Annotated in this window: 25 protein-coding genes and 1 pseudogene; 8 read left to right on the top strand and 18 right to left on the bottom strand. The window is 61.1% G+C overall.

Going from position 1 to position 24,417, the window contains the following annotated elements; translation table 11 throughout:
* The first annotated feature begins 94 nt into the window (after positions 1-94).
* Positions 95-988: a LysR family transcriptional regulator gene (locus tag AC25BC_RS07810; protein ID WP_012757072.1), complete on the top strand. Its 894-nt coding sequence runs from the start codon at positions 95-97 to the stop codon at positions 986-988.
* 47 nt (positions 989-1,035) lie between these two features.
* On the opposite strand, the gene AC25BC_RS07805 is transcribed toward AC25BC_RS07810, so the two are convergent.
* The 5 genes from AC25BC_RS07805 to AC25BC_RS07785 all read right to left on the bottom strand — a co-directional run bounded on the left by AC25BC_RS07805 (position 1,036) and on the right by AC25BC_RS07785 (position 3,731).
* Positions 1,036-1,920: a hypothetical protein gene (locus AC25BC_RS07805; RefSeq protein ID WP_012757071.1), complete on the bottom strand. Its 885-nt coding sequence runs from the start codon at positions 1,918-1,920 to the stop codon at positions 1,036-1,038.
* A 71-nt stretch (positions 1,921-1,991) separates the two neighbouring features.
* Entirely contained in the window at positions 1,992-2,306 is a 315-nt protein-coding gene (locus AC25BC_RS07800) for a hypothetical protein (protein ID WP_012757070.1), read from the bottom strand.
* Between the two features lie 121 nt (positions 2,307-2,427).
* On the bottom strand, positions 2,428-3,009 hold the full coding sequence (locus tag AC25BC_RS07795; protein ID WP_128439332.1) for a BA14K family protein: 582 nt from the start codon (positions 3,007-3,009) through the stop codon (positions 2,428-2,430).
* On the bottom strand, positions 3,006-3,173 hold the full coding sequence (locus AC25BC_RS07790; protein WP_012757068.1) for a hypothetical protein: 168 nt from the start codon (positions 3,171-3,173) through the stop codon (positions 3,006-3,008). Before AC25BC_RS07790 ends, AC25BC_RS07795 begins: the two co-directional genes overlap by 4 nt.
* A 159-nt stretch (positions 3,174-3,332) precedes the next feature.
* Positions 3,333-3,731, bottom strand: a complete 399-nt coding sequence (locus AC25BC_RS07785) for a DUF1236 domain-containing protein (RefSeq protein ID WP_012757067.1) — start codon at positions 3,729-3,731, stop codon at positions 3,333-3,335.
* A gap of 298 nt (positions 3,732-4,029) precedes the next feature.
* Between AC25BC_RS07785 and AC25BC_RS07780 the strand changes: the two genes are divergently transcribed.
* Positions 4,030-4,296, top strand: coding sequence for a hypothetical protein (locus tag AC25BC_RS07780; RefSeq protein WP_012757066.1), 267 nt, complete (start codon positions 4,030-4,032; stop codon positions 4,294-4,296).
* Between the two features lie 73 nt (positions 4,297-4,369).
* Here AC25BC_RS07780 and AC25BC_RS07775 read toward each other — a convergent pair.
* A pseudogene (locus AC25BC_RS07775) lies at positions 4,370-4,525 on the bottom strand (ubiquinone biosynthesis methyltransferase UbiE); the annotation flags it as partial.
* A 166-nt stretch (positions 4,526-4,691) separates the two neighbouring features.
* On the opposite strand from AC25BC_RS07775, the gene AC25BC_RS07770 reads away from it, so the two are divergent.
* From AC25BC_RS07770 to AC25BC_RS07760, 3 genes are all read left to right on the top strand, one after another.
* Positions 4,692-4,868, top strand: coding sequence for a hypothetical protein (locus tag AC25BC_RS07770; protein ID WP_012757064.1), 177 nt, complete (start codon positions 4,692-4,694; stop codon positions 4,866-4,868).
* A 62-nt stretch (positions 4,869-4,930) separates the two neighbouring features.
* Positions 4,931-6,319: a sensor histidine kinase gene (locus tag AC25BC_RS07765; RefSeq protein WP_012757063.1), complete on the top strand. Its 1,389-nt coding sequence runs from the start codon at positions 4,931-4,933 to the stop codon at positions 6,317-6,319.
* Between the two features lie 2 nt (positions 6,320-6,321).
* Positions 6,322-6,945: a response regulator gene (locus AC25BC_RS07760; protein ID WP_012757062.1), complete on the top strand. Its 624-nt coding sequence runs from the start codon at positions 6,322-6,324 to the stop codon at positions 6,943-6,945.
* A gap of 27 nt (positions 6,946-6,972) precedes the next feature.
* Here AC25BC_RS07760 and AC25BC_RS07755 read toward each other — a convergent pair whose 3' ends face one another.
* A complete protein-coding gene (locus AC25BC_RS07755) occupies positions 6,973-7,485 on the bottom strand; it encodes a hypothetical protein (protein WP_128439331.1) in 513 nt (170 codons plus the stop codon).
* A 216-nt stretch (positions 7,486-7,701) separates the two neighbouring features.
* Between AC25BC_RS07755 and AC25BC_RS07750 the strand changes: the two genes are divergently transcribed.
* The 3 genes from AC25BC_RS07750 (at position 7,702) to AC25BC_RS07740 (ending at position 9,448) form a co-directional block, all read left to right on the top strand.
* Positions 7,702-8,199, top strand: a complete 498-nt coding sequence (locus AC25BC_RS07750) for a hypothetical protein (protein WP_012757060.1) — start codon at positions 7,702-7,704, stop codon at positions 8,197-8,199.
* A 166-nt stretch (positions 8,200-8,365) separates the two neighbouring features.
* Complete coding sequence (gene xth / locus AC25BC_RS07745; protein WP_012757059.1) at positions 8,366-9,160, top strand: exodeoxyribonuclease III; 795 nt, start codon at positions 8,366-8,368, stop codon at positions 9,158-9,160.
* Positions 9,161-9,265: 105 nt separating this feature from the next.
* Positions 9,266-9,448: a hypothetical protein gene (locus tag AC25BC_RS07740; RefSeq protein WP_012757058.1), complete on the top strand. Its 183-nt coding sequence runs from the start codon at positions 9,266-9,268 to the stop codon at positions 9,446-9,448.
* A 45-nt stretch (positions 9,449-9,493) separates the two neighbouring features.
* Here the strand turns inward: AC25BC_RS07740 and AC25BC_RS07735 are convergent, their stop codons facing one another.
* The 11 genes from AC25BC_RS07735 to AC25BC_RS07685 all read right to left on the bottom strand — a co-directional run bounded on the left by AC25BC_RS07735 (position 9,494) and on the right by AC25BC_RS07685 (position 24,417).
* Positions 9,494-11,578 carry an FAD-dependent oxidoreductase gene (locus tag AC25BC_RS07735; RefSeq protein WP_012757057.1) on the bottom strand — a complete coding sequence of 695 codons (2,085 nt, stop codon included), beginning with the start codon at positions 11,576-11,578 and terminating at the stop codon, positions 9,494-9,496.
* Positions 11,579-11,584: 6 nt separating this feature from the next.
* Complete coding sequence (locus tag AC25BC_RS07730; protein ID WP_012757056.1) at positions 11,585-12,754, bottom strand: Gfo/Idh/MocA family protein; 1,170 nt, start codon at positions 12,752-12,754, stop codon at positions 11,585-11,587.
* Positions 12,755-12,778: 24 nt separating this feature from the next.
* A complete protein-coding gene (locus AC25BC_RS07725; protein WP_128439330.1) occupies positions 12,779-14,434 on the bottom strand; it encodes a GMC family oxidoreductase in 1,656 nt (551 codons plus the stop codon).
* A 9-nt stretch (positions 14,435-14,443) separates the two neighbouring features.
* A complete protein-coding gene (locus AC25BC_RS07720; RefSeq protein ID WP_128439329.1) occupies positions 14,444-15,982 on the bottom strand; it encodes a GMC oxidoreductase in 1,539 nt (512 codons plus the stop codon).
* Between the two features lie 15 nt (positions 15,983-15,997).
* On the bottom strand, positions 15,998-17,113 hold the full coding sequence (locus tag AC25BC_RS07715) for an ABC transporter ATP-binding protein (protein WP_487778547.1): 1,116 nt from the start codon (positions 17,111-17,113) through the stop codon (positions 15,998-16,000).
* Positions 17,114-17,116: 3 nt separating this feature from the next.
* On the bottom strand, positions 17,117-18,061 hold the full coding sequence (locus AC25BC_RS07710) for a carbohydrate ABC transporter permease (RefSeq protein ID WP_221966260.1): 945 nt from the start codon (positions 18,059-18,061) through the stop codon (positions 17,117-17,119).
* The gene (locus AC25BC_RS07705) at positions 18,058-19,011 is read right to left on the bottom strand and encodes a carbohydrate ABC transporter permease (protein WP_064650833.1); all 954 of its coding nucleotides are present in this window, start codon (positions 19,009-19,011) and stop codon (positions 18,058-18,060) included. Before AC25BC_RS07705 ends, AC25BC_RS07710 begins: the two co-directional genes overlap by 4 nt.
* A gap of 149 nt (positions 19,012-19,160) precedes the next feature.
* Complete coding sequence (locus AC25BC_RS07700; RefSeq protein WP_222077663.1) at positions 19,161-20,423, bottom strand: ABC transporter substrate-binding protein; 1,263 nt, start codon at positions 20,421-20,423, stop codon at positions 19,161-19,163.
* 88 nt (positions 20,424-20,511) lie between these two features.
* Entirely contained in the window at positions 20,512-22,032 is a 1,521-nt protein-coding gene (locus tag AC25BC_RS07695) for an aldehyde dehydrogenase family protein (protein ID WP_128439661.1), read from the bottom strand.
* Complete coding sequence (locus tag AC25BC_RS07690; RefSeq protein WP_128439660.1) at positions 22,032-22,811, bottom strand: enoyl-CoA hydratase/isomerase family protein; 780 nt, start codon at positions 22,809-22,811, stop codon at positions 22,032-22,034. Before AC25BC_RS07690 ends, AC25BC_RS07695 begins: the two co-directional genes overlap by 1 nt.
* Positions 22,804-24,417, bottom strand: coding sequence for an acyl CoA:acetate/3-ketoacid CoA transferase (locus AC25BC_RS07685; RefSeq protein WP_128439659.1), 1,614 nt, complete (start codon positions 24,415-24,417; stop codon positions 22,804-22,806). The genes AC25BC_RS07690 and AC25BC_RS07685 overlap by 8 nt, the downstream gene beginning before the upstream one ends.

Raw genomic sequence — 24,417 nt, 5'->3', positions numbered from 1 at the left:
GTGCGACCCGAGCCAGAGGGGTGTTCACGATGATTTCAATGTCCAGCCTCAGCAAATTCAGTACAACGGCCATTTGATCCGAAGGAGCTCGTGAATGCCGCGCGAGAGCGTCAATGACCTGATGGCCTTTCTGGCGGTCGCCCGAGAGAAGAGCTTTACGCGGGCGGCTGCGAAGCTGGGCGTGTCTCAATCGGCGCTCAGCCACGTTGTCCGCCAGCTCGAGGCGCGGCTCGGGATCCGGCTGCTGACCCGTACCACGCGGGCCGTTTCGCTCACTGACGCTGGAGAGCGGTTGTTCCAAGGCGTGGGGCCTCATTTCGACGAGATCGAGGCTCAACTCGAAACCATCACGGAATTCAGGGAAAAGCCGGCCGGGAACATCCGCATCACGGCATCCGACCATGCGATCAACTGGATCATCTGGCCGAAGCTCCAGCGTTTCCTGCCGAACAACCCTGACATCAAGGTGGAGTTGATGCGCGAAAACGGGCTGTCTGACATCGTGACCGAGCGCTTCGACGGCGGCGTCCGGATGGGAGAGCAGGTGGCGAAAGATATGATCTCGGCACGCATCGGGCCTGATTTCCCTTTTGCCGTCGTCGGCGCACCCTCATATTTCGACGGCAATGGGGTTCCGGAGCATCCGCAGGACCTTGTCCGCCACAACTGCATCAACGAGCGCCTGCCCACATATGGCGGCTTCTGGGCATGGGAGTTCGAAGACAACGGGAAAGAGATCAGGATCAGGGTGGAGGGACAGCTTGCCTTCAATAACTCCTATCAGAGTGTGGAAGCGGCGCTGGACGGACTTGGCTTGGCATACGTACCGGAAGACGTCGCGCTGCCTCATATCGCGGAAGGCCGTCTGAGACGCGTGCTGGAAGCCTTTTCCCCACACTGGGATGGCTACCATCTCTACTATCCCAGCAGAAGGCAGTCCTCTCCGGCTTTCGTGGCGCTGGTGGACGCCCTGCGCCACCGAACCTGACGATCGGCATCGGGTATAGTCATCCTCTTTTCTACGGCAAGCAGCGCTCACGGCGTCTTCGCGTATTTCCTGGCTTCGCGCGATCTTGCCGTGCGACGGGCCGGCCTCAATTCCTCGATCGTCGGCAGCCACCACTCGGCGTTTTGAATCGGAAGCATTTTCGCGGGCCAGGTGCGGACGAGTTCTTCGAATGTGGGCGGCCGCCAATATCCCCAGACGTGATCCTCAGTAATGCCGGGATAGACGTCCACAACGACGTCCGGGTCGACCAGTTCGCCTGAGATTTCGGTAAAGACGACGATTCCATAGGCGATGACCACAGGACGTCCTATCGGCGGCAGGTCGTCGCTTCGAAGCGGGTAACGATGACGCTTTCGTTCCGCAGAGCGGAGCTTGCTGCGTATATCCTGTTCGGTCCCCTTCCGCTCCTCGGCTCGACGTCGTCTCTCCTCCGGCTCGTTTCTGCGAGCCGCCGCCTCGATATCAGACCATCTGCGTCGGAGTTCCTCATAGGACCGAAAGGGAACGTGCCATATCCTGAGATCGCCGTCCCACCGTGAGAATGGCACTTCGCGCAATTCGTCGACGACGGTCTTCGAGTACGGCGTGCGGATTCGAAAGCCTGCCTTGCCGAGTTCAAGATATGGACTGTCGATGGGATCGAAGACGAAGGCGTCGCGTCCCTTCGCATCCGCATGGGCGTCGGCTTCGGCCTCGATCTCGGCAAGCCATCGTCCGATGCGGCGGGACGCCGTCCGTCCGGGAACGAACCACGCCTTTCGGGCATCACTCCAGCGGGCCCGGGGGAAGCGGCTTCGGAATTGCTCGACAGTCATCCTGTCGTAAGGGAAGGAAATGTCCGCGCCCGGCTTCGCATCGTCTTCGTCGGACGGCGCCTCGTCGTGATCAGCGGCGGATTTCCTTTCTGTCATGGAAGGAGAACGCTGGCGCGAAGGGATCGGTTTCCGGTGAGGCGCCAGTTTGGCCACCGCTGGCGACCCTTTCAGTGAATTGTCTTCGATCGCTTCTCGGCATGCGAAATGTCATCGAGCGTCGCAATCAGCTTTTCGAACTCGTTCAAGACCCGATGGAACTCGGCGTCCTGCATGTTGGCGATTTCCGATATCGTCGAGGACACGGACGCAATCAGCCTGTCGATCCAAACACAGTGCTCGGCCGGCACATGTCCGAGAACCTCCCGACGATGCGTCTTCAACTCGCGGAGGATGCGAACGATAAGGGTTCCCCTGTCCGCTCGGCTCAAGAGCGGAAGCCTTGTCTGTGCCTGCTGGATTTCCGTTATCAGCGCCGTCGCCATCCCTGATCTCCAACACTCTAATACAACCGGGTATCACAACCGTAGCGTTCGCAACACGGACTTAAGTCCGATTCACCAGCGTGGTGCAGCATCATCCGCACCGCGCGACCACCGCCGATAATCAATTGCTCGTCGCAACGAGATCCGACATGTCACAGCTGCGCCGCGGTCCTTCCCATGGTTGATACGTATTGTCTTCCGGTCGATACGAGTTGTAGCGAGCGGCGCACCGGGCTACCGCCTGTGCATTCACTTTCGTACCGACGCCTTCACCGGCCTCCGCGACAGTCCGCCGGAACGGCGAAGCGCATTCGCGAGTCTCGCCGCTATAGGCCCGATAGCTGTTGGTCGCGGGATCGAAAGAGCGGTAGCGGTTTGCACACCAGCTAAGATGCGAGGCCGAAAGTCTGGGCTGCGGGGTCTGAAGTTCGGCTGGCGGGCGAGCCGAATCCGGCCTCGCCGCTGACGCCATGCTGGCCGACGCCTCGGTCACATAGCTGGAATAGAGAGGCGCAATTCGTTCATAGTGCTGCTGCCGAGGATCGACTTTCGCCGGCGTCGTCGTCCATAGATCGGGCGCTGCGAGCTCCTTGAAGGCGTGAGGCTCGGAATCCGCCACGACATAGGATGCGACAGATGCGGCAGCGACGCAGACCCCGACCGAGCTTAAGATGCCAAAGGCAACCGATGCGATGGCTTTCATCGTCCCGACCCCTGCTGTTGAGCCTGTGGAATCCAGACGCGGCCGGCGGCACTGCTATGTCGGCCGCCGGTGGCGACAAGCACGGCGAGAATGCCGGCGATTGCCAGCAGGATGGCGATCAGCGGCACGGCCAGACCACGGGATTTCTCTTCGGAATAGATCATGTTCCTCTCCTCGTTGGCGCTCCGGCGGCGGAGTCGCCGCCGGGGCATCGGCTGTTTTTGGCCGCACGACGACGCTGCCGTCGGTCGTGCGGCGGTTCCCGGACTTTGAGCGATGATTTCCGGATGGAGGACGCGGCAGAGGCCGCGTGTAGGATCAGATCACTTGATAACCTGGATCACCTTGCGGGACGACGGTTCGACGATGACACGTTCATCATTGACGACCGCGTAAGCATAGGTCGGGTCATCCGGAATAGGCGTCACGACAACCGTCTCCGGCAGGGGCTGGCCGACGACAACCTTCTCCTTCATGACCACGCGCGCCGATGGTGCCGGCGCCTCGCGGACATAGGTGATGACCTTTTGCGGCGGCGGATCGATCGCCGTACCCACGACTGCGCCGGCAACGCCGCCGACAGCAGCGCCGACGGGGCCGCCGACGATCGCCCCAGTGATCGCGCCACCGGCCGCACCGTTGACGGTCGAGGACTGGGCGAATGCGACGCCCGACATGAGGGTCGCGGCAGTGGCCGCACCGACGATAAGCTTGGAGATCATTTTCTCCTCCTTCTGTTTCGAGGCGGCCTTCGTGACCGCTGGCAAACCAACTAGCTGGAGGCGCGGTCGTTCCACGGCCCGGACTTCAGTCTGATAGACCCCGGCCTTTGGTCCCAAACCCATGTCAATGCCCGTCGCCGGCGCTACTTCAGGATCGAAGACCCCACATACGGGCTTACAGCGCCACGCGTCTTTTCAGACGCGTAAAGGACGCTGTAACACTTTGAATTACTGCATAATTTATCCTTAGATCGATGCCGTTTTGAGGAATTATACAGGAGGCAGGAGACTGAAGGAGATGGCACGATCCAACCGCCGGGAAGCTGGGCGCCGGCGCCTGGCGATGCGTTTGCCGCATATGCGGACGCTGATCATGGCAGCGTGCGACCCGTTGCAGCTCGAGCTCTTCGAGGCCTACCAGATGGCAGTCGAAGCGCGCGACACACTTCGAGGACGACCATCCAATTCGAACCTCGTACGGGAATACGACGAGACCTGCTTCGAGATCGAGCAGCACGTCATCCGCGCGATGCAAGAACCTTCCTACACGCAGCGCACGAGCTGAATCCCTGCGCCGTCACATCTTGGCGGACAGAGCTTTGGAATTCCATTTGAAAAATCGCGCGATTGGTCCGCTAGCGCTCGGCGACGATCGCCATCTCCGAGGCATAGGGCTCGAAGAGAATCGGCACGAGATAGCTATCGTAAAATTCGGCGACGCCTTCCTCGAACGGCTGGAGAGAAGCGACAGATGCGGCGCGGTCGTCGCTGCCTTCGAAGTCCATGGAAATCATCACTCACAAGCCTCCAAACCCAAGTCGGTCGGCCAGGAAATATGCCTGAATGTGCTGATGTCTACGGGCGTCAGACCTTGGTCCCAACCTCCTCCGACCGAAGTCCCTGAGGTGGAACGCGCATCGGACTCGCGCCGTTTCGAACGATACTGAAGGAGATCCGAACATGAACCAGAGTCATAGATCCCGAGTGAATGACGCCTGTAATGCGTCCGTCTTCGCACTAGTCATCGTTCTGGCCGCCCTTCTCTACGTCTTCGGTGCAGCCATATCAGGCGACACCGTCGGGTTGACCCAAAGCATAAGAGGCGCCGAGGTGTTCGACACCAGGAATGTGCCCTGATGCTGTTTGGAAAACCCTAAAGACGCGGTAGGTTAATCGGGCAGTCTCTTACCGGTATCAAAATGAATTGGCTTCGCCGCTGGAATGCCCGCTCGCTCGCCTCCCAGTTCTTCATCGCGGGTGGGCTCATATCGATCGCCGCCATGTTCGTGGTGGGTTTTTTTGTAAGCCACCTGATAGAGGAGGCCGTCATCCACAACTCAGGCGCAGCGACGGCGCTTTATGTGGACAGCGTGATCGCGCCGCTACTTCCCGATATGCAAACAGAGTCATTGCTGGATGAAGCGAGTGCTCAAGCTCTGGACGAGACACTCGGTCAGGGCGCGCTCGGCAAGCGCCTTGTTTCGTTCAAGCTGTGGCGAAGCGACGGCACCATCCTCTACTCGAACGAGAAGGAGCTGGTGGGCAGGAAGTTTGCGGTAAGCGACAAGCTGCAGAGGGCATTCGCAGGATCTCTCGTCGCGCGCTACGAGATTGCCAGCGATCCGGAAAGCGACAACGAGCGCGCGCTCGGCAAGCCGCTGATGGAGATCTATAATCCTGTGCTCCAGCCATGGTCCGGACAGGCGGTCGCCGTCCTTGAGTTCTACGAGACAGCAGAAGGACTGGGCGATAGTCTGGCGCATGCCAGGCTCCGGAGCTGGGGCGCCGTCGCCGCTCTGACGGCGACCTTTTTCCTTGTTCTCTCCGTTCTGGTGTTCCGGGGTAGCCGCACGATCGAGGCGCAGCGCAAGGATCTCAACGAACGCGTCACCGAACTGTCTGCGCTGCTGGCGGAAAACCGTGGACTCCAGCGTCGTCTGCAGCGCGCCTCCCAGCGGGCGGCAGCGCTGAACGAAACATATTTGCGCAGCATCGGTGCAGATCTGCATGATGGTCCAGCCCAGCACATTGCCTATGCCTCACTGCGCCTGGACAGCGACGTGTTGATCAATGCCTCCACCCAGCCCGAAGCGCGCGAAAAGGAGCTTGCCTGGATACGTTCGAGCCTTGCCGAGGCGATGACGGAAATCCGCAATATCTGCAGTGGGCTGGTGCTTCCGCAGATCGAAAAATCCTCAATCACCGAGATCGTCACGCGGGTCGTCGACGCGCATCGGCACAAGACCGAAAGCCATGTCGAAACGATTGTCGACGAAGATGGACCGGACCTTCCTCCCGCCGTGAAAATCTGTATCTATCGCTTCGTTCAAGAAGCCTTGAACAACGCTTATCGCCACGGCGGCGGCGTTCAGCAGGCGGTCAGGGCCGTCTCGCACAAGGGTCATGTCCGTGTCGAGGTCAGCGATCGCGGCGACGGCTTCGATCCGACGGAGGTGAGGCCAACGAGCCTTGGCCTCGTTGGGTTGCGGGAGCGCATCGACAGCCTGGGAGGATCCTTCGACATCAAGACAGGCGAAGGAGGAACGACCGTGACCATGATCTTCGAGCCAATGGAAGTGGGAGAGTAGAGATGACATCAATCACCATCGGCGTCGTGGACGATCATCCGCTTTTTCGAGAGGGTGTAACGCGTAGCCTGTCGGAGATCAGCGGCTTTGTCGTCGTTGGTGAGGGAGCCAGCAGCGACGACGCGGCGATGATCGCCTCGGACAACCACCCCGACATCATGCTTCTCGACGTCTCGATGCCCGGCGGCGGGCTGTCTGCGGTCAGTGACGTCCTGGCGCGGAGCCCCACAACGAAAGTGCTGATGTTGACGGTATCGGAGGAGGTGGACACCTTGCTGGGAGCTCTGCAACGGGGCGCGATGGGTTATGTTCTGAAAGGTGTCGGTTCGCGTGGCCTCGCCGAAGCAATCCAGACCGTCCTGCGTGGCTCGCGATATATCTCGCCGACGATGTCGGCAAAAGTCATGGAGAATTCGCTGAATGGCGGAACCTCCGACAAGAACAGTCTGACGCCCCGGGAACGCGAGGTGATGGATCTTGTCGCCCAAGGCCTGTCAAACAAGCATATCGGCTTGCGCCTCAGCCTGCAGGAAAAGACCGTGAAACACCATATGACTCAGATTCTGAGCAAGCTTGGCGCCTCGAACAGGACTGAAGCGGCTCTACAATGGCGGGAACGGCGCTGAAAGATATTGTCGCCCGACGATCACGCTTCAGCGAAGAAAGCGGCTCAGCCGGCGGGCATCGTTGGCCGTCGCCTGTCGATTTATGATCGTCCGGCCCTTCGAGTCCTTCATAATGTAGCGACCGCGCTGCAGGACTTCAGTGATACCATTCGAATGACGGACGTCGATCGAGCCATCGGACGCAGCTGTCGCTCTCGCTCCCGATCCTGCTGACGACCCGGTGCTAGAGGAGGAGGAGGAGGAGGAGGAGGAGGAGGAGGACCCTCCGCCGCCGGAGGAATTCCCACCGGAGGAGTTCCCGGAACCGCTGTTGCCGTTGCCGCCACCGTTGCCATTCCCTCCCCCATTGCCATTGCCATTGCCGCCGCCGTTGCCATTCCCTCCACCATTCCCGTTGTTGCCGTCCTTTGCCTGCGCAAAGTCCACTGCCAGAACAGGAAGGGAACCGCCAAAATTCAAACTGGCTGGTGATGCGGCAGCGACGAGGGCGACCGCGGCGCTGCCGCCCAATCTCAGAAAATCGCGTTTCCGGATACTCATGCCATAGCCTCGTTCGTCCGTTCCCGGCCGTTTCCCATACAATATATGACGTATGAGATTTCTCGCTGTTCCTCGTAAAGAATGCAACCGACCTAGGTAGTAGGGCCGGCAAGACTTTGGTCCGGCGTGACCCGATTGCAATGCTCGGAAGCATTTCTATGGAACTTCTTTCCCTGTCGTCGCTTTGATTGTCGAAGTGCAACAGAGGAAACCCCAATGGCAAATCCGAACGACTCCCCTGCAGTCCAGTCGATGCGAAAAGAGCAGGCAGAGCAGCGAAACCGGGCCCAAAAAGGCGAACTCGACAAAGCAATCGAGGATACCTTTCCGGCGTCCGACCCGGTGTCAGCCACCCACACCTCCATTCCTGCCGGCCGCAGCGACGTCGAGGCGGCCGAGCGTGTGAAGCGTGAGCCAGATCCCACCAGGCTGGACGAGGAGTTTCCGCTCGTCGATCAAGCCCTGCGCGCAAGCGGCGAAACCGCACACCCCTCAGAGAGATTTGACGTCGATCGCGAAGAAATGCGCGCGCTTCAGAAAGAAGCCGGTCGGATGGCGGAATCTGCTTCGGAGCTGGCTTCTGGAACAGCCCGCCTGGCAAAGGCGGAAGCTCGCACATTCGTCCATGACCTCGAGGATCGCATACGCCGGCAGCCGCTGACAGCCGCAGCGATCGTCGCCGGCATCGCCTTCGTCTTCGGCGCGACGCGTTGAGGAGCCAAGTGACAGCCGGCTCGATCACCCCGAGAGGATTCCGACCGGCGGACCATTACGGTGTGGAGAGCCGCCTCCATTGGGGCGATTGCGGGCTCAGATTTCCTGAGGACGAAACTCAGGAGCGCTTCTAGAGCCCGTCCGTGCTTCGACTTCCGAGGGCATCGTGAAAATCGCAACCTACAATGTCAACGGGATCAATGGGCGACTGGACATCCTGCTGCGCTGGCTCAAGGAGGATGTCCCTGATGTAGTCTGCCTCCAGGAACTGAAGACAGACGATGCCGGGTTTCCGCGAAAGGAGATCGAACGGGCCGGCTACGGCGCCATCTGGCACGGGCAGAGATCCTGGAACGGGGTGGCCATCCTGGCGAAAGGCAAGACACCGATCCTGACGCGTCGCGGTCTTCCCGGCGATCCCGATGATACCCATAGCCGCTATATCGAAGCTGCCGTCGACGGCATTCTGGTCGGATGCCTGTATCTTCCCAACGGCAATCCGTTCCCGGGAGCGAAGTTCGAGTACAAGCTTCGCTGGTTCCGTCGCCTGCAGGACTACGCCGCCGAACTCCTGGAGCTCGGGGTGCCTTCGATCCTGGCCGGCGACTTCAACGTCATGCCGACGGAGATCGACGTCTACAAGCCTGAACGCTGGCTGGACGACGCCCTCTTCAGGCCGGAAGTGCGCAAGGCCTATGCTCATCTCGTCGCTCAGGGCTGGACCGATGCGGTCAGGCATTTGCATCCGGAGGAGCGGATCTACACCTTCTGGAGATACTGGCGGAACAGCTTCGAACGTGACGCAGGGCTTCGGATCGACCACTTCCTGCTCAGTCCGGCAGTCGCCCCGTTGCTTCGATGGGCAACCGTCCGGAAAAAACCGCGCGGCTGGGAGCATACGAGCGACCACGCGCCCGTCATGATCGAGCTCGACGTTTCCGAAGCTGGAGCCGATATATAAGCCGCAGGCCGCTCGCGAGCGAGGGAACCTGTCACGTCGCCGAGAGTTAGCCCAAAAGCGCGGGACGGCATTTGCCCCGCAATTTTCCAGCCGGACGCAACCGCTATGGACGAAAGCAAGAACTACCTGAACACCGACGAGATCCAGGCCGACGACCAGTTGTCGCCGAAGCCGGTCGAAGGCAAGGATCCGCCAAGGCGGGTGCGCAGAAGCGAGGAAGCTATCGCCGAAGGCTCTGACGACACCGAGCGCGTCCGAGTTCCGCCCCCGGTTTCGAATCCCGATTGATCAGCCGCACGGCTCCGTCTCGAAGTGACGCCTACCGGCATCGCCTCATTTGTCCGCGCCCAGATCGTAGATGCGGCCTGTCAACCAGGCTGGCCAGTCTCGCTCGAAGAAGGACTTGGCGCTTTCATCCAGCATGCGGTTCGGACGGGTTGAAAGCCTGATCTCATCGCCATCAAGCCGAACGACGATCTGTTCCTTGCGATGCGCCTCGCGTTCCTTCCGAAAACGATAATCCTGCAACGGCCCTGAACGCGCCAGCGGAAGGGATTCGCCTTCGGCATCGCATATCGCCCGCGCGCCACGGCTGCCGCCTCCATTGCGAATGAAGAAATCAAGCGCGCTGAGCACGGCTTCCGACACGAGCGCCATATGCCGCCATTGCACACCTCGAACGGCCTCCGCTGCGCGACCGTAGGCAATGCCGTTCGCATGGATTTCAGCGTTCAGTTTGCGCGCTTCGATCAAGGCCCGGCCTACGCTTTCTTGATCACAGATGATGCCAGCCTTTTCGCTCATTCGCGCCTGCACTTGCGAACGGATCGATTTGACGGTGAGCGGGCTCTCGGTCCGAAGGACGGCAAGGAGGTCGGCGATGCCCGCCTCTGCGATATCGGCTATGTCCTCTGCTGCCGACCGCTTTGCGCTGCCACTCGCGCTGATGTGCTCTGCCGCGCGCGTACCGAAGACTTGCCCGGCATTGAGCGCCGCTCCACCCGGCCGCGTCACGCCGTGTGTGCCCGATGCTTCTCCGACAGCGTAACAGCCGCCGAGACTGCTGCGGCCCCAGGTGTCGACCATGATGCCGCCGTTCATGTGCTGGTTGTTGACGGCAAATTCCAGCGGCTCCTCGGCAATATCGACCTTGTAGCGGCGGTAGAGCTCGATCGCGAGCGGGTTCATATGCTTCAATCGATCGATCGGCATGTCCTGGTCGGCGCCGGCCTTGCCGAGATAGTCGCGGACGTCTTCGTCAAGTCTCTCCAGACTGAATGGCAGGTCGCCCGGCACGGATAGGGGATTGCGATTGAAGTCCATAAAGACGCGCCGCCCTGCGGCGGTTTCCCGGGAGATGGCAAGGTCTACCAGGCTCGAGCCGAAATCGAGCATGCGCGTCGCGTGAAATGGCCACTGATAGCCCTTGCGGAAGACATTCGAAGCCAGCTCCTGCGTGCTGCGATAGTATTCTGCCAGGAAATGGTGTTCGGCGCCGTCTGAATCGAGCGAGTAGATATGCGGGATCGCCTGGACGTATGTGCCCGACAGATTCCATGGGAACCCTTCCCTGCGTGTTCCGATACCAAACTGGCTTTCGGTCAGGTTGACGAGCTCGACGCCTGCCTCGAGCGCCAATCCGAGAGAGCCGAAGCAGCCGTTGGGATAAACGCTGTCGCGATATAGTTCACCCGGCCCGCCGGCGGCGAGCACAATCACGCCACTGACGAACAGCGCGATGCCCAGCGGGTTCTCCTCCGTGCGGTCGCTGGCGCGCATGGCGAGTATTCCGACAACATGGCGGTCATCGCCATCGCCCTCGGTGAGGATCTTTACCGCGGTGGTCTGGTTGTAAAACGGCACTCCGAGCCGGATCGCCTCCTCAGCCAGCACCTTGACCATCAGGCGCGATGTGCGCGGGCCACAACTGGTGGCGCGGCCGACCTCGTCATGGTCGGTCTGATATCTGAGCGTCCCGCCAAGCGGATCCTGAGGCAGCGGCAGACCTAAGAACTGGAGCGATGCCATCATCCGGGACGATCCCACAGCCTCGACATACGCGGTGTCCTCGTCCATTGCGCCGCCGCTGCGGATGGCTCGGGCCATCGCCTTGTAATTGTCGCCCTGATCGGCAGTGTTTGCAGTGTGAAGGGTCTGTTTGTCGGATCCAGAACAGGCCGAGGTTCCACCCCACGCGCTTTGGCTGATAATGACGACGTCATCGCCGCGCCGCTTCATTTCCACCGCCGCACGCAGACCTGCCGCGCCGGATCCGACGACGACGCAACCAGCCCGATAGACCGGCACCTCGAGGCCGGCGAGCCGGACCACGTCGAAAGGGGCGGGCTCGGTTGGGAGCCGCGGCATGTCGACATCGGTCAGTGCGTCAAGAATTTCCTGCGGAACGTCTATGGTCATCGGCGTTCAACCCAGCGGGATGTCGACCCAGCGTTTTTGCCGGGAGGACTCCATGCATGCGTCGACGATCTGGCAGATGTGGTGGCCGGTATCGAATGTCGGCCACATCGGCCTGTTTGCAACAATCGAGCGGATCACCTCGGCCACCTCGATGATCTTGCTTTCATTGTAGCCCAGACCGAAATTCGGCAGAGGAAGGAAAGCCCTGAAGGTGGGATTTTCAGGACCCACGTCGATCTCCCGAAAGCCGCGCCGCCCCGTCCGGTCGTCGTTGGAATAGAAGCGCAGCCGGTTTATCTCGTCATAGCTATAGGCGATGCTGCCTTTCGTTCCATAGATTTCGTAGGTCTGCATGAACTTGCGGCCGGTCGCGACACGGCTGAAATCGACGATCCCGCCGGCACCGTTCTCGAACCGGCACAACAGGTTCGTCGCATCGGGGTTGGTGATATCAGCCCAGGACTCGTTGCCTGACAGTTTCATCTGTTCGCCATAGGCAAGGCCCTCGACGACAGGCCGACGCGGCGTCACGATGAGATTGTCGGCAATCAGGGAACTGACTCGCCCGACCAGGAAATCCATGAAGCTGAAGATGTGCGAGCCGGTATCACCGACGATCCCGGTCGGCGCGAGCTTTCCGTCGGCCCGCCACATGAAGGGCGCGTTTGGATCGCCATACATGTCGACGTGCTGGCAGCCCCGGAAGAGCTTGATCTCGCCGATTTCGCCGGATTGAATGATATCTTTCGCCAGATCATGGACGGGATTCCGGGGAAAGGCGTGTCCGACGCGGGTAATGACACCCTTTTCCCTGGCGATGTCGGCCAGTTCCCGCGCTTCGGCGGCGGTGTTTGCCAATGGCTTTTCGCAATAGACATGTTTGCCGGCCAGCAAGGCCGCCTTGGCCACCTGGTAATGAAGGTGGTCGGGCAGGCAGATATCGATCAGATCGACCTCAGGATCAGCGACCGCCAGATTCCAATCCTGAAGAATTCTTGCACCCGGCGCCCTGTGGGAAAGATCCCCGGCTGCCTTGGAGGGACCTTCGACGAGAGCGACGATCCGTGCCGTGCCGTCCGACACTCCGAAGAAATGCGGAAAGGTCTGATAAGCCATCGTGTGGACCTTTCCCATCCAACCCGAGGCGCCAAGCACTGCAACTCTGACTTCAGACATTGTCGTCTCTCCTCTCGACATGGCCTACCGGATTTCGGTGCGGGCCCGAGGCCTCGCATCGTTGCGTTCGTAGGCAAAGATGGTGGGGGCAAGTGCCGGCAAGCCCCGGATGAGGTCCGATCCTTTTTCGCCGACCATGATCGTCGGAGCGTTGGTATTGCATGACGGGACGCGCGGCATGACGGATGAATCGCAGACCCTGAGGCCTTCCAGGCCATGGACCTTGAGATCAAGCCCGACAACCGCGTCGGGTCCCGCTCCCATCTTGCAGGTGCCGACCGGATGATGGTCGGTCTTTGCGTTGGCGCAGCCGTAGTCGAAAAGCTGCTCGTCGGTCATCACCTTCGGTCCAGGAAGTCTTTCGGCCATGACATAGGGCTTCAGCGCCGCCTGCTGCATGATCTCGCGGGCGATCTTGAGCCCTTCCAGGGACATCGTCCTGTCGTGGGGATCGGACCAGTAGTTGGGGTCGATCAATGGAGCGACAGACGGGTCGGAGGATGACAGGCGGACCGTCCCCCGCGACCGCGGATGCAGATAGGCGGAGTTAAGGGTCACGCCGGCATTCTTGAGCCGCTCGACACCCGCTTCGATGCCCGAACCCAGGCCGAGGTGGAACTGGATATCAGGAGAACGGGCCTCGGGATCGGCATACCAGAAGCCGCCGGTCTCGAAGAGCGACGAGGCGACAGGACCGGTCCGGAACAGGACGTATTGAATCCCGGCCCAAAGTGTCCGGTGGAGTTTTGCGACGCCATCATAGGTGTGATCGCCGGTGCATTCAGCGATGACGAAAAGATCCAGGTGATCCTGGAGGTTGCCGCCAACACCCGGCAGATCGTGGAGCACCTTGACGCCCGCCGACCGCAGATGATCGGCCGGTCCTATGCCGGACTGCAAAAGCAGCTTCGGCGATCCAATGGCGCCGGAGGAAATCAATACTTCGCGTTCGGCGCGCACGACCTCCAAGCCGCGCGAGGTCACGATCTCGACGCCCGTCGCACGGCCTCCCTCCAGGACAATACGCGCGACGCGCGCGCCCGTCCGGACCGTCAGGTTCTTGCGGTCCTTGATCGGCGAGAGATAAGCGAGCGAAGCCGACGACCGGCGGCGGTTGCGCTGCGTCAGCTGATAAAATCCCACGCCCGCCTGCTGGCGTCCGTTGAAGTCGTGATTATAGGGAATGCCGAGCTCCTGCCCTGCACGAATATAGGCGTCACAGATCGGCAGCGGCGCAGCAGGCATCGAGACGCCGAGCGGACCACCATAGGAGTGGTAGTCATCGGCGAAACGCTGGTTGTCCTCCGCACGTTTGAAATAGGGAAGAATCGAACGATAGTCCCAGCCCTCGCAACCGTCTTCGCGAGCCCAGAGGTCGTAATCCGCCGCATTTCCGCGCGTATAGAGCTGTGCGTTGATGGACGAGCCGCCACCGATGACTTTCGCCTGCGTATAGCGAAGCACGCGGCCTTTCATGTGTTTCTGGGGAACGGTTTCCCATCCCCAGCTGGCGACGCCTTTGGTCATCTTGGCGAAGCCCGCGGGCATGTGAAAAAGAGGATTCCAGTCGCCTCCACCCGCCTCGAGCAGGAGTACGCTGACATCGGGATCTTCGCTCAGCCGATTTGCAAGCACGCATCCTGCAGGGCCGGCGCCGGTGATGATATAGTCGAAACCCATCTTACTGTCCTATTTTGTCCGTTCGGTCTGCCAGCGCGTGTCTGATGCCTGCAAGTCCTTCGATGCGATGTGATCTGCCACTCTCAGCGCCTGGGCGGCGATAGTGAGCGCAGGATTCACCGCGGCCGATGTGGGGAGGAAACTGGCGTCGACGACGAAGAGATTTTCGTGATCATACGAACGGCAGTACGCGTTCAGCGGTGCAGTCGCGGGATCGTTTCCAATGCGGATCGTTCCGCACTGATGCGACGGCGTGCGCTTATCGAACGGCCTAGAGAGCACGATCGGAAACCCGATTGACTTCAGTATAGCCTTCAGCTTGGCGACAAGTGCGAGATGAGCGTCCCAGTTGGTTCGCTGCCATTGGAGAATAATCCGGTCTCCATCCACCCTGACGCGGCTTTCGGGGTTGGGAACGTCCTCGCTCATCGCATAGAAGTCGATGGCATGGCCGGTGATGAAGCGCAGAAGCCATTCCGGAGCCTGCGGCAGAGAGCCCTTGAGAACCTTTTCAGAGATGCGCCCTAGGAGCTGCACGTTGCCGAGGGGCGGTCCGCCCTCCCCGTCGGAGAGATAGAAGTCGTTGAAGGCAAACGTCTTCTGGTAGATCGAGGTATTGCTGAACCGTGGCGAGACCCCGATGACGGCAGACGCATTGTGATTCATGAAGTTGCGGCCGACCTGGTCGGAAGAGTTCGCCAGACCCTTTGGAAAGCGGTCGTTTTTCGAACGCAGCAAAAGCACGGACGACTGCACCGCCCCGGCAGAAAGGATCACGATCTCAGGCGAAACAGTCACGGTCTGCCCGTTCTTGAGATAGGTCACCCGGTCGATCCGGCCCTCCGCTCCCGTGTCGAACCTCGTCACACGCGCATTGGTTTCGAGCCGCACGTTCTGGTGTCTCAGCGCCACTGCGAGGGGTGCGGTCTCGGCGTCCATCTTGCCGTCGCGGGCGTTGGGATGCGCATCCCATGGCGTGGGTGCTTTGGAGAGCCAGGCGTCGAGGTCGAGGCCGAGCGGCAGGGAAAACGGATGCAGGCCTTTCTGCTTGAGGCGCGCCCTGATATCGGCGATCGGCGCCTCGTCCGGGACGGGCGGGTACTCGTAGGCAGCCGAGTGGTGCGGTTCGGTGGGATCTTCACCCAGACTGCCGCGAACCTGGTACATGCGTTCCGCCTTGCAGTACCACGGCTCCAGGGCTTCATACGGAAACGGCCAGGCCGGCGACACACCCTCCCGGTGCTGGATGACGTCGAAATCTTGCCTGCGATAACGCGACAATACTGCGCCATAGAACTTCGAATTCCCGCCGACATTGTAGTAGTTGCCGGGATTGAACCCCTTGCCGCTTGCCTCGTACCAGGTTTCCTTCGGCCGAAAATGTCCCCGCTGGAAGATCGCGCGTTGGTCGCGGTTGACAGGAAGATCGGCGATCTGATCACCGGCTTCGAGGATCAATATCTTCGCACCGGTCACGGCCAGGCCGGCCGCGACCGTGGCGCCGCCAACGCCTGAACCGATGATGACGATGTCAGGTGAACCGCTCATGTTAGCACCTGGCCCTCACCCGATCCGCGCCTGTGTTTCGGGATCGAAGAAGACGGCCTTGTCGAGGTTGAATGCGAGGCGGGTGTTTTGTCCTGGAGCGATGCCGGTATCGGCGCGTAGGCGGGCGACGACGGATTTGCCGCCGAGCTTGGTGACGGCGAAGGTGTCGGAGCCGGCCGGTTCGACCACCTCGATCAGGCAATCGCCCTCGGTCAGCGAGCGCGCCTTGCGGTCGGCGCCATCGGGATCGGTCAGGGCCTCCGGGCGGATGCCGAAGATCACCTGTCTGCCGGTATAGGCGGTCAGGCCGTCATTGCCTGCGATGACCGGCAGTCGGAGCGGGGCGGCATTCGGCCGCTCCAGCGAGACTTCCAGCCCGCCGGCGCCGTTCTCGACGGTGGCGTTGAGCAGGTTCATCGCCGGCGATCCCATGAAGTCGGCGACGAAGATGTTGGACGGGCTGTTATAGATCTCGGCCGGCGTGCCGAACTGCTGCAGCACGCCGTCCTTCAGCACGGCGATCTTGGTCGCCAGCGTCATCGCCTCGATCTGGTCATGGGTGACATAGACGAAGGTGGTGCCCATGCGCTGATGCAGCCGCTTGATCTCGGTGCGCATGTCGACGCGCAGCTTGGCATCGAGATTGGAGAGCGGTTCGTCGAACAGGAAGACCTGCGGATTGCGCACCAGCGCTCTCCCCATGGCGACACGCTGGCGCTGGCCGCCGGACAGCTGGCTCGGCTTGCGGTCGAGCAGATGGCCGATCTGCAGCATGTCGGAGACTTGGGCGATCGCCCTGGCGCGCTCCTCCTTGGGCACGCCGCGGATCTCCATGCCGAAGGCGATGTTGCCCGCCACCGTCATGTTCGGATAGAGCGCATAGGACTGGAACACCATGGCGATGTCGCGCTTGGAGGGATGCAGGCCGCTGATGTCGCGCCCGTCGATCCTGATATCGCCGGAGGTGATCGTCTCCAGCCCGGCAATGGTGTTGAGCAGGGTGGACTTGCCGCAGCCGGATGGGCCGACCAGCACGAGAAAGCCGCCCTTTTCGAGTTCGAGGTCGATCCCCTTGAGAATGTCGACTGCGCCGAAGCGCTTTTTGAGACCGGAGATTTCGAGGAAGGCCATGGATTACCCTTTGACAGCGCCCGCCATCAGACCGCGCACGAAGTAGCGGCCGGCGAGGATATAGACGATGAGCGTCGGCACGGCGGCGATCATCGCCGCCGCCATGTTGACATTGTATTCGACGACGCCCGTCGAGGTGTTGACGACATTGTTCAGCGCCACCGTCATCGGCATGGTGTCACCGGTGCCGGCGTAAGCCGAGGCAAACAGGAAGTCGTTCCAGATATTGGTGAACTGGTAGATCACCGTGACGACGATGATCGGCAGCGAGTTCGGCAGCATGATGCGGCGGAAGATCTGGAAGAAGCTGGCGCCATCGACCTGGGCGGCGCGGACGAGCTCGGTCGGAAAGGCCTCGTAGAAATTGCGGAAGAACAGCGTCGTAAAGCCCAAGCCATAGACGACATGCACGAAGACCAGATTGACCGTCGGATTGCCGAAGCCGAAGCTCAAACCCGTGGCGTTCTGCAGCGTCATGCCGAAGCGGCCGAGGCTGCCGAGGATCGTTGCCATCGGCAGCAGCACCGACTGGAACGGAATGAAGCAGGCAAACAGCATCAGCCCGAACACCAGCGTGTGGCCGGGAAAGCGCCATTTGGTCAGGACATAGCCGTTCAGCGCCCCCATGATGGTGGAGATCGCCACCGCCGGCACCACCATCTTGATCGAGTTCCAGAAGTAGCCCTTGATGCCGGCGCAGGTCAGCCCGACGCAGGTCTCGCCCCAGGCCTTGATCCAGGGGTCGAAGGTCGGCGATTGCGGCAGCGCCAGCATGTTGCCGTTCTGGATCTCGTCCATGGTCTTGAACGAGGTCGTCAGCATGACGAAGAGCGGCATCAGGTAGAGGACGGCGAAGATCAGCAGCAGGCCGTAGATGACGGTGCGGCCGATCCAGCGGGTGTTGGTGCTGTTCTGCGAGATTGCTGTCGGAGAGGTCACGCTGCTCATCGCGCCTTCTCCTTCAGTTCGGAATAGAGATAGGGAACGATGATCGCCGAGATCGTCATCAGCATGATGATGGCGCTGGCCGAGCCGACGGCCATCTCGTTGCGCTTGAAGGTGTATTCATACATGAAGTTGGACGGCAGCCAGGCCGAGCCGCCGGGGCCGCCGGAGGTCAGCGCCACCACCAGGTCATAGGACTTGATCGCCATATGGGCGAGCACGATGAAGGCGGAGAGAAAGATCGGCCGCAGCAGCGGAATGACGATGCGCCGATAGAGCTGGAAGGCAGACGCGCCATCGATCTGGGCGGCCTTCATGATCTCGCCGTCGATGCCGCGCAGGCCCGCCAGGAACATCGCCATGACGAAGCCGGACGCCTGCCAGACGCCGGCGATGACGACGGTGTAGATGACGAAGTCCTTGTTCTTGATCCAGTCGAAGTGGAAGCTCGTCCAGCCGAAGTGGTGCAGCGTCTGTTCCAGCCCGAGGCCGGGATCGAGGAACCATTTCCAGGCAACGCCTGTCACAATGAAGGAGAGCGCCATCGGATAGAGGAAGATTGGCCGCAACACGCTCTCACCGCGGATCTTCTGGTCGAGCAGGATGGCGAGGAAGAGGCCGAGCGCCAGGCAGATGCCGACATAGAGGAAGCCGAAGATCGCCATGTTGGTGATCGAGGTATACCAGGAAGACGGCGGATCGCTCTCGAAGGTCCAGCGCCACAGCCGCTGATAGGCGCGTGCTCCGGTCAGCGCATAGGAGGGAAAGGTCTTGGAATTGGTAAACGACAGATAGGCCGTCCAGACGATGAAGCCGTAGACGAAGATGATGGTGATGACGAAGCTCGGCGCCAGCACGATCTTCGGCAGCGCATCCTGCAGCCGGCCCCTCAACGAGATCCCCGTCGATTGCCTCGGCGTTAGAACCGGATCGGTGGTCGCAACGGTGCTCATGGAATGTCATCTCCTGCCTGCAATCGGCCCTGCATGATCGGCTCTGGATCGGGCATGATTGTCCGCGCATGATCATGCCTGCATGATCGGCGCGGAGCCTGAAGCTTCCCCGCCAGCAGGGCGGGGAAGCATTGTCATCACACGTGGTCTCAGCGAGCGTCGTCGATCGCCTGGACGAGCTGCTTGACGGCTTCGTCGGAGGTCTTGATCTGGCCGTGGACGAACTTCGAGACGACATCCTTATAGGCATTGGCGATGGCCGGCGGAGCGCCGTACCCTTGCGCCAGCGAGCCGAACAGCGTGCCGCCTTCGTTCGCTGCCTTCAGGTCAGCAATACCCTTCTTGCCGCAGGCGTCGAAGTCGGTATCGGGAACGTCGGTACGAGCCGGCACCGAACCCTTGACGACGTTGAAGGCCGACTGGAAGCTCTTCGACAGCGTTGCAGTGGCCAATGCCACCTGGGCCGCCTTGCGGTCATCAGGGACGTTGAACATACCGAACATGTCGGAGTTGTAGACCACGCTGCCGTCGGTGCCGGGGAAGCGGTAGCACAGGAAGTCGGTATCAGGCGTCTTCTTGGCGGCGACGAATTCGCCCTTGGCCCAGTCGCCCATCACCTGCACCAGCGCATCACCCTTGATGACCATGGCGGTCGCGAGATTCCAGTCGCGGCCCGAGAAGTTCGGGTCGACATATTTGATGATCGTGGCCAGATTATCGAACGACTTCTTCATCGTGTCGGACTTCAGCGATTCATCGTCGAGGTCGTTGAAGGCCTTCTTGTAGAACTCCGGCCCGCCGGTCGACAGCACGATGGAATCGAACATCGTCGCTTCCTGCCAGTTCTGACCACCGAGCGCCAGCGGGATGACGCCGGCGGCCTTGGCCTTGTCGAGCAGCGCGATCAGCTCGTCGAAGGTCTTCGGCTGAGTGCCGCCGATCTTGTCCATCACAGCCTTATTGATCCACAGCCAGTTGACCGAGTGGACGTTGACGGGGGCTGCGACCCACTTGCCGTCATAGACCGAGAACTTCTGCAGTGCGGCCGGAACCGACTTGTCCCAGCCTTCCTTCTTCGCCGTCTCGGTCAGATCGCCCATGACGCCAGCCTGAGCATAATCGAGCACGGTATAGCCCAGCATCTGCGAGGCGGTCGGATAGGTGCCGGCCGCAACCATCGCCTTCAGCGCCGTCATCGCCGCATCGCCGCCACCGCCGGCAACCGGCACATCCTTCCAGGCAAAACCTTCCTTCGAAAGATCCTGCTTCAAGACGTTCAGCGCCGCCGCCTCGCCGCCCGATGTCCACCAGTGCAGCATCTGCACTTCCTTCACGTCGGCGGCATGGACGGACACGCTAGCGCCGGCCAGAGCCAATGCAATCATTGCGGTCGTGGTCAAAAACTTATTCATCGAAGAACCTCCCAGTTCAAATTTGGAAGATGCGGGACCCACTCCCGCACCAATCACCCGCCCTCCCCGGGCGTAGTTCAGCCGCCGGCTAAGCCGGCTTTTTCGTCTGCGGCATCCACCAGCTGGTGCGTTTGCCGATATGCATGTTGAGCGTCTTGGTCTCCGTGTAATCTTCAACCGCATGGCGGCCGAGCTCACGGCCGAGGCCGCTTTGCTTGTAACCGCCAAAGGGAAGTTCCGAGGCGCCGTCCATGAAGGTGTTCATCCAGACCGTCCCTGCCCGCACCGACCGGCCGATCGTCAGGCACGTGTCGAAATCGCGGCTCCAGACACCGGCCGACAGGCCGTAGTCTATGGAATTCGCAATCCTGATCGCTTCGGCCGATGTCTCGAATGTCAGGACCGAAAGCACAGGACCAAAGACTTCCTCGCGCGCCACGGCCATATCGGGGGTGACCTCTTCGAGGATCGTCGGCGACATGAACTGCCCCATGCCGAGATCGAGCGTCTCGCCGCCATGCGCGACCCGGGCACCGCTGCCCCTCGCGCCGGCGACGTATCCTGATATCTTCTCCAGATGCTCAGGCGTGATGATGGCGCCGACCTGCGTCGAAGGATCGAGCGGGTCGCCGACCTTCACTGCCTTCGACAACTCGGCGATCCGCTTGACGACATCGGAAGCGATTGATTTGTGAAGGATCAGCCGCGAGCCGGCATTGCAGCACTCGCCGGCATTGAAGTATGCGCCGAAGACCGCCGCATCGATGAAGGCATCGAGATCGGCATCCGGAAACACGATCTGCGGGTTCTTCCCACCCAGTTCCAGCGAGACCTTCTTCAGCGTCTGTGCGGCATTCGACATCGTCAGCTTTCCGACACCGGTCGAGCCGGTGAAGGACACCATGTCGACGTCAGGATGGGACGTCATGACCGCGCCGACCTCTGGTCCCGTACCGGTGACAATGTTGACGACGCCATCCGGAATGCCTGCCTCCTGCAGGATCTCTCCCAGCACCAGCGTCGATCCCGAAGTCAGTTCCGAGGGCTTGACGACCGTCGTGCAACCTGCGGCCAGAGCGAATGGCAGCTTCTGGCCGACGATCAGGAACGGAAAGTTCCAGGGTGTGATGATCGACACCACCCCGATCGCTTCGCGCAAGACGACGCCGAGTGTGCCATCGCCGAGCGTGTTGTAGCTTTCACCATGGAGGTCGCGGGCAAGAGCCGCCGCGTAGCGCCATATGTCAACCGAGCCGGCAATTTCTCCCCGTACCTGCGTGATCGGTTTTCCTGCCTCGATCGCATCGAGAAATGCCAGCTCCTCTGCACGCGCCGCGATCAAATCCGCAGCCTTGAGCAGGATGGCGGAACGTTCAGAAGCGGTCATTCGGGGCCACGGCCCGAGGTCGAAGGCCTTGCGTGCCGCGGCGATCGCGCGCTCGGCGTCCCTCTTGCTGCCGGTCGGAAACCGGCTGACCACGACACCATGGCTTGGAGCGACACGCTCGATCGGATCGGAGCTGCCTGCCTCCCATTTGCCATCGATGAGCATCTTGAAATCACGCGCTTTGTGGTCGCTGAGCGCGGTGGGGTTGACGAGAACCGTCATTACCATTCTCCCTTGAACGTTGCCGGGCGCTTCTCGCTGAATGATGCGACGCCCTCCTTCAGATCGCCGGTCTTCGCAGCGAGGATCGAGCCCAGGGCTTCCACCGCGGTTCCATTGTCTTCGCCGTTTGCCGATGCGATCATCAACTTCGCGATCTCGGTCGCAGCCGGCCCCCTTGCGGTAATCCGCTGGGCATATTCCCTGGCAGTAGTGAGCGCGTTTCCTGTGGGGACTACCGCGTCGACGATCCCGAGCAGGCGTGCCTCCTCGGCGGTGAATATCTCGCCGCCCAAGGCCATGCGTCGGACGGCCTGCGCCCCGAACCGGCGGACGAGACGCTGCGTCCCGGACCAGCCCGGCACCATGCCAAGGCCGGTTTCCGGCAGACCGATCTTGATCTGTTCCTCGGCAAGGCGAATGTCCGCAACCCCTGCAAGTTCAAGCCCTCCCCCGAGGGCATGGCCATTCAGAGCCGCGATCAGCGGCATCCGGAGCGTCGCCAGTCTTTCGAAGATACGGTGGCCGTGGCGAACCCAGAGATGACCGAACTCCTGAGGCAACATTCCGCCCCAGGCCTTGATATCGCCTCCGGCGGAAAAGCCCTTTCCTTCACCCGTCAGAATGGCAGCCCGCACATTGGCGTTCGCCTCCACCTCGTCGGCCGCGTCCGCCAACGCCTTGAGCATGTCCAGGTCGAGCGCGTTCAATTTCTCCGGACGAGAAATCGTCAGCGTCGCAACATGTCCATCGACGTCAATTCTGACTGTTCCGCTAGCCATCGAAGCTGCTCTCCAGCATCCGTGCCCTTTTTTCTGGAAGCGACAGGCCGATTTTTGCCTCCGCGAAGAGCGCGGCGTCCATGATCTTCAGGTCGGGCGCGACGATCAGCGGAAACTCCGACTGATCGAGGATGTGGGCCTGGAGATCGACGCCGGGCGCAATCTCGGTGAGGACGACGCCATCAGGCGTCAGCTTCATCACGCACCGCTCGGTGACATAGGTGATGTCCTGCCCCTGCTCGATCGCGCGCCTGCCGCTAAAGGTGACATGCTCGACCTCGTTCACGAGTTTCTTCAGCTTGCCTTCCTTCTCGATGAGAAGGGCTCCATCGGCGATCGAAAGCTTCGCTCCGGCGTTGAACATGCCTGAGAACACGATCTTCTTCGCCCGCGCCGTGATGTCGACGAAGCCTCCGGCGCCAGCCGTCACATGCGGCCGGAAGGAGAGCTTGGAGACGTTGACCGAACCGTCTTTGCCGATCTCGAGGAAGGATAGCAGCGAGGCATCGAAGCCTGCGCCCTGGAAATAGATGAACTGATAGGGAGACGGCATATAGGCGTCCGCATTGGAGGCGCAGCCAAAGGCGAAGTCGAGCAGCGGCACCCCACCGACCGCGCCTTGCTCGATGACCCAGGTGACTGCGCCGTGAAGCCCTTCCTCCAGCAGAATTCGCGGCACGTTGGCCGATATGCCGAAGCCGAGATTGACGCAGCTTCCCGCTTGCAGTTCCTGCGCAACACGACGCGCGATGACTTTCTGAACATTGAACTCCGGAACGCTGAAGCTATCGAGCGGGCGGAAGATCTCCCCGGAAATTGCCGGATCGTATTGCGTCTGCGTCGTCTGCTTCTGCTCCGGATCGACGACCACATAATCGACCAGCATTCCAGGCACGCGGACGTCATGAGGCTTCAGCGAGCCTTCCTTGGTGATCCGCTTGACCTGGGCGATGACGATGCCGCCGTTGTTGCGCGCAGCCAGCGCCTGATCGAGGCCGCCGAGATAGGCGCCTTCATGTTCGTATGTCAGGTTGCCGCGCTCGTCGGCGGTGGTGGCGCGGATGATGGCGACCTCAGGGACGATCGAGGGAAAGAACAACCAGTCGTCGCCCTCGAAGCGCACGCGCTTGACCACCGGATGCTCCGAAGCCCGGCCGTTCATCGCGCAACCCTGCCGCTCCGGATCGACGAATGTATGGATGCCGATCTTGGTCAGAACGCCCGGCCGCTTGGCGGCGGCCTCGCGATGAATATCGAAGAGGATACCCGAGGGAATGTTGTAGGCCGGGATTTCGTTGTTGGTGATCATTTGCCAGATCAGCGGCGGCTCAGACGACGACGGGCCGGACGGATAGGAGCCACCGATGATGCGCTTGAGCAGCCCCTTCTTGGCGATATGGTCGACGCCCTTGATGCCGCTCATGTCGCCGGCAGCGATAGGATGAAGGGTCGTAATATCACGGGGATGGCCGGTCGCATCGAAACGCTCGCCAATCGCCTTCAGCATGAGGTCCGGGCAACCGAGACCGCTCGAGGAAGACACCGTTACAACAGCGCCATCCGGGATCAGCGCGGCCGCTTCGGTCGGGGTGAGATGCTTCTTCAT

The organism is Rhizobium sp. WSM409 (genome assembly GCF_057653825.1).
Note: the sequence above shows the minus strand (reverse complement) of the source record. Positions and strands in the feature narration are given on the sequence as shown.

Coding starts and splice junctions, on each gene's coding strand:
- AC25BC_RS07805 (WP_012757071.1), bottom strand. CDS start 1,920: ATGACAGAAAGGAAATCCGCCGCTGATCACGACGAGGCGCCGTCCGAC.
- AC25BC_RS07725 (WP_128439330.1), bottom strand. CDS start 14,434: ATGGGTTTCGACTATATCATCACCGGCGCCGGCCCTGCAGGATGCGTG.
- AC25BC_RS07705 (WP_064650833.1), bottom strand. CDS start 19,011: ATGAGCACCGTTGCGACCACCGATCCGGTTCTAACGCCGAGGCAATCG.
- AC25BC_RS07685 (WP_128439659.1), bottom strand. CDS start 24,417: ATGAAGAAGCATCTCACCCCGACCGAAGCGGCCGCGCTGATCCCGGAT.
- AC25BC_RS07715 (WP_487778547.1), bottom strand. CDS start 17,113: ATGGCCTTCCTCGAAATCTCCGGTCTCAAAAAGCGCTTCGGCGCAGTC.
- AC25BC_RS07730 (WP_012757056.1), bottom strand. CDS start 12,754: ATGTCTGAAGTCAGAGTTGCAGTGCTTGGCGCCTCGGGTTGGATGGGA.
- AC25BC_RS07690 (WP_128439660.1), bottom strand. CDS start 22,811: ATGGCTAGCGGAACAGTCAGAATTGACGTCGATGGACATGTTGCGACG.
- AC25BC_RS07765 (WP_012757063.1), top strand. CDS start 4,931: ATGAATTGGCTTCGCCGCTGGAATGCCCGCTCGCTCGCCTCCCAGTTC.
- AC25BC_RS07700 (WP_222077663.1), bottom strand. CDS start 20,423: ATGAATAAGTTTTTGACCACGACCGCAATGATTGCATTGGCTCTGGCC.
- AC25BC_RS07810 (WP_012757072.1), top strand. CDS start 95: ATGCCGCGCGAGAGCGTCAATGACCTGATGGCCTTTCTGGCGGTCGCC.
- AC25BC_RS07760 (WP_012757062.1), top strand. CDS start 6,322: ATGACATCAATCACCATCGGCGTCGTGGACGATCATCCGCTTTTTCGA.
- AC25BC_RS07785 (WP_012757067.1), bottom strand. CDS start 3,731: ATGATCTCCAAGCTTATCGTCGGTGCGGCCACTGCCGCGACCCTCATG.
- AC25BC_RS07755 (WP_128439331.1), bottom strand. CDS start 7,485: ATGAGTATCCGGAAACGCGATTTTCTGAGATTGGGCGGCAGCGCCGCG.
- AC25BC_RS07780 (WP_012757066.1), top strand. CDS start 4,030: ATGGCACGATCCAACCGCCGGGAAGCTGGGCGCCGGCGCCTGGCGATG.
- AC25BC_RS07695 (WP_128439661.1), bottom strand. CDS start 22,032: ATGACGGTTCTCGTCAACCCCACCGCGCTCAGCGACCACAAAGCGCGT.
- AC25BC_RS07735 (WP_012757057.1), bottom strand. CDS start 11,578: ATGACCATAGACGTTCCGCAGGAAATTCTTGACGCACTGACCGATGTC.
- AC25BC_RS07790 (WP_012757068.1), bottom strand. CDS start 3,173: ATGATCTATTCCGAAGAGAAATCCCGTGGTCTGGCCGTGCCGCTGATC.
- AC25BC_RS07720 (WP_128439329.1), bottom strand. CDS start 15,982: ATGAGCGGTTCACCTGACATCGTCATCATCGGTTCAGGCGTTGGCGGC.
- AC25BC_RS07740 (WP_012757058.1), top strand. CDS start 9,266: ATGGACGAAAGCAAGAACTACCTGAACACCGACGAGATCCAGGCCGAC.
- AC25BC_RS07750 (WP_012757060.1), top strand. CDS start 7,702: ATGGCAAATCCGAACGACTCCCCTGCAGTCCAGTCGATGCGAAAAGAG.
- AC25BC_RS07800 (WP_012757070.1), bottom strand. CDS start 2,306: ATGGCGACGGCGCTGATAACGGAAATCCAGCAGGCACAGACAAGGCTT.
- AC25BC_RS07795 (WP_128439332.1), bottom strand. CDS start 3,009: ATGAAAGCCATCGCATCGGTTGCCTTTGGCATCTTAAGCTCGGTCGGG.
- AC25BC_RS07710 (WP_221966260.1), bottom strand. CDS start 18,061: ATGAGCAGCGTGACCTCTCCGACAGCAATCTCGCAGAACAGCACCAAC.
- AC25BC_RS07770 (WP_012757064.1), top strand. CDS start 4,692: ATGAACCAGAGTCATAGATCCCGAGTGAATGACGCCTGTAATGCGTCC.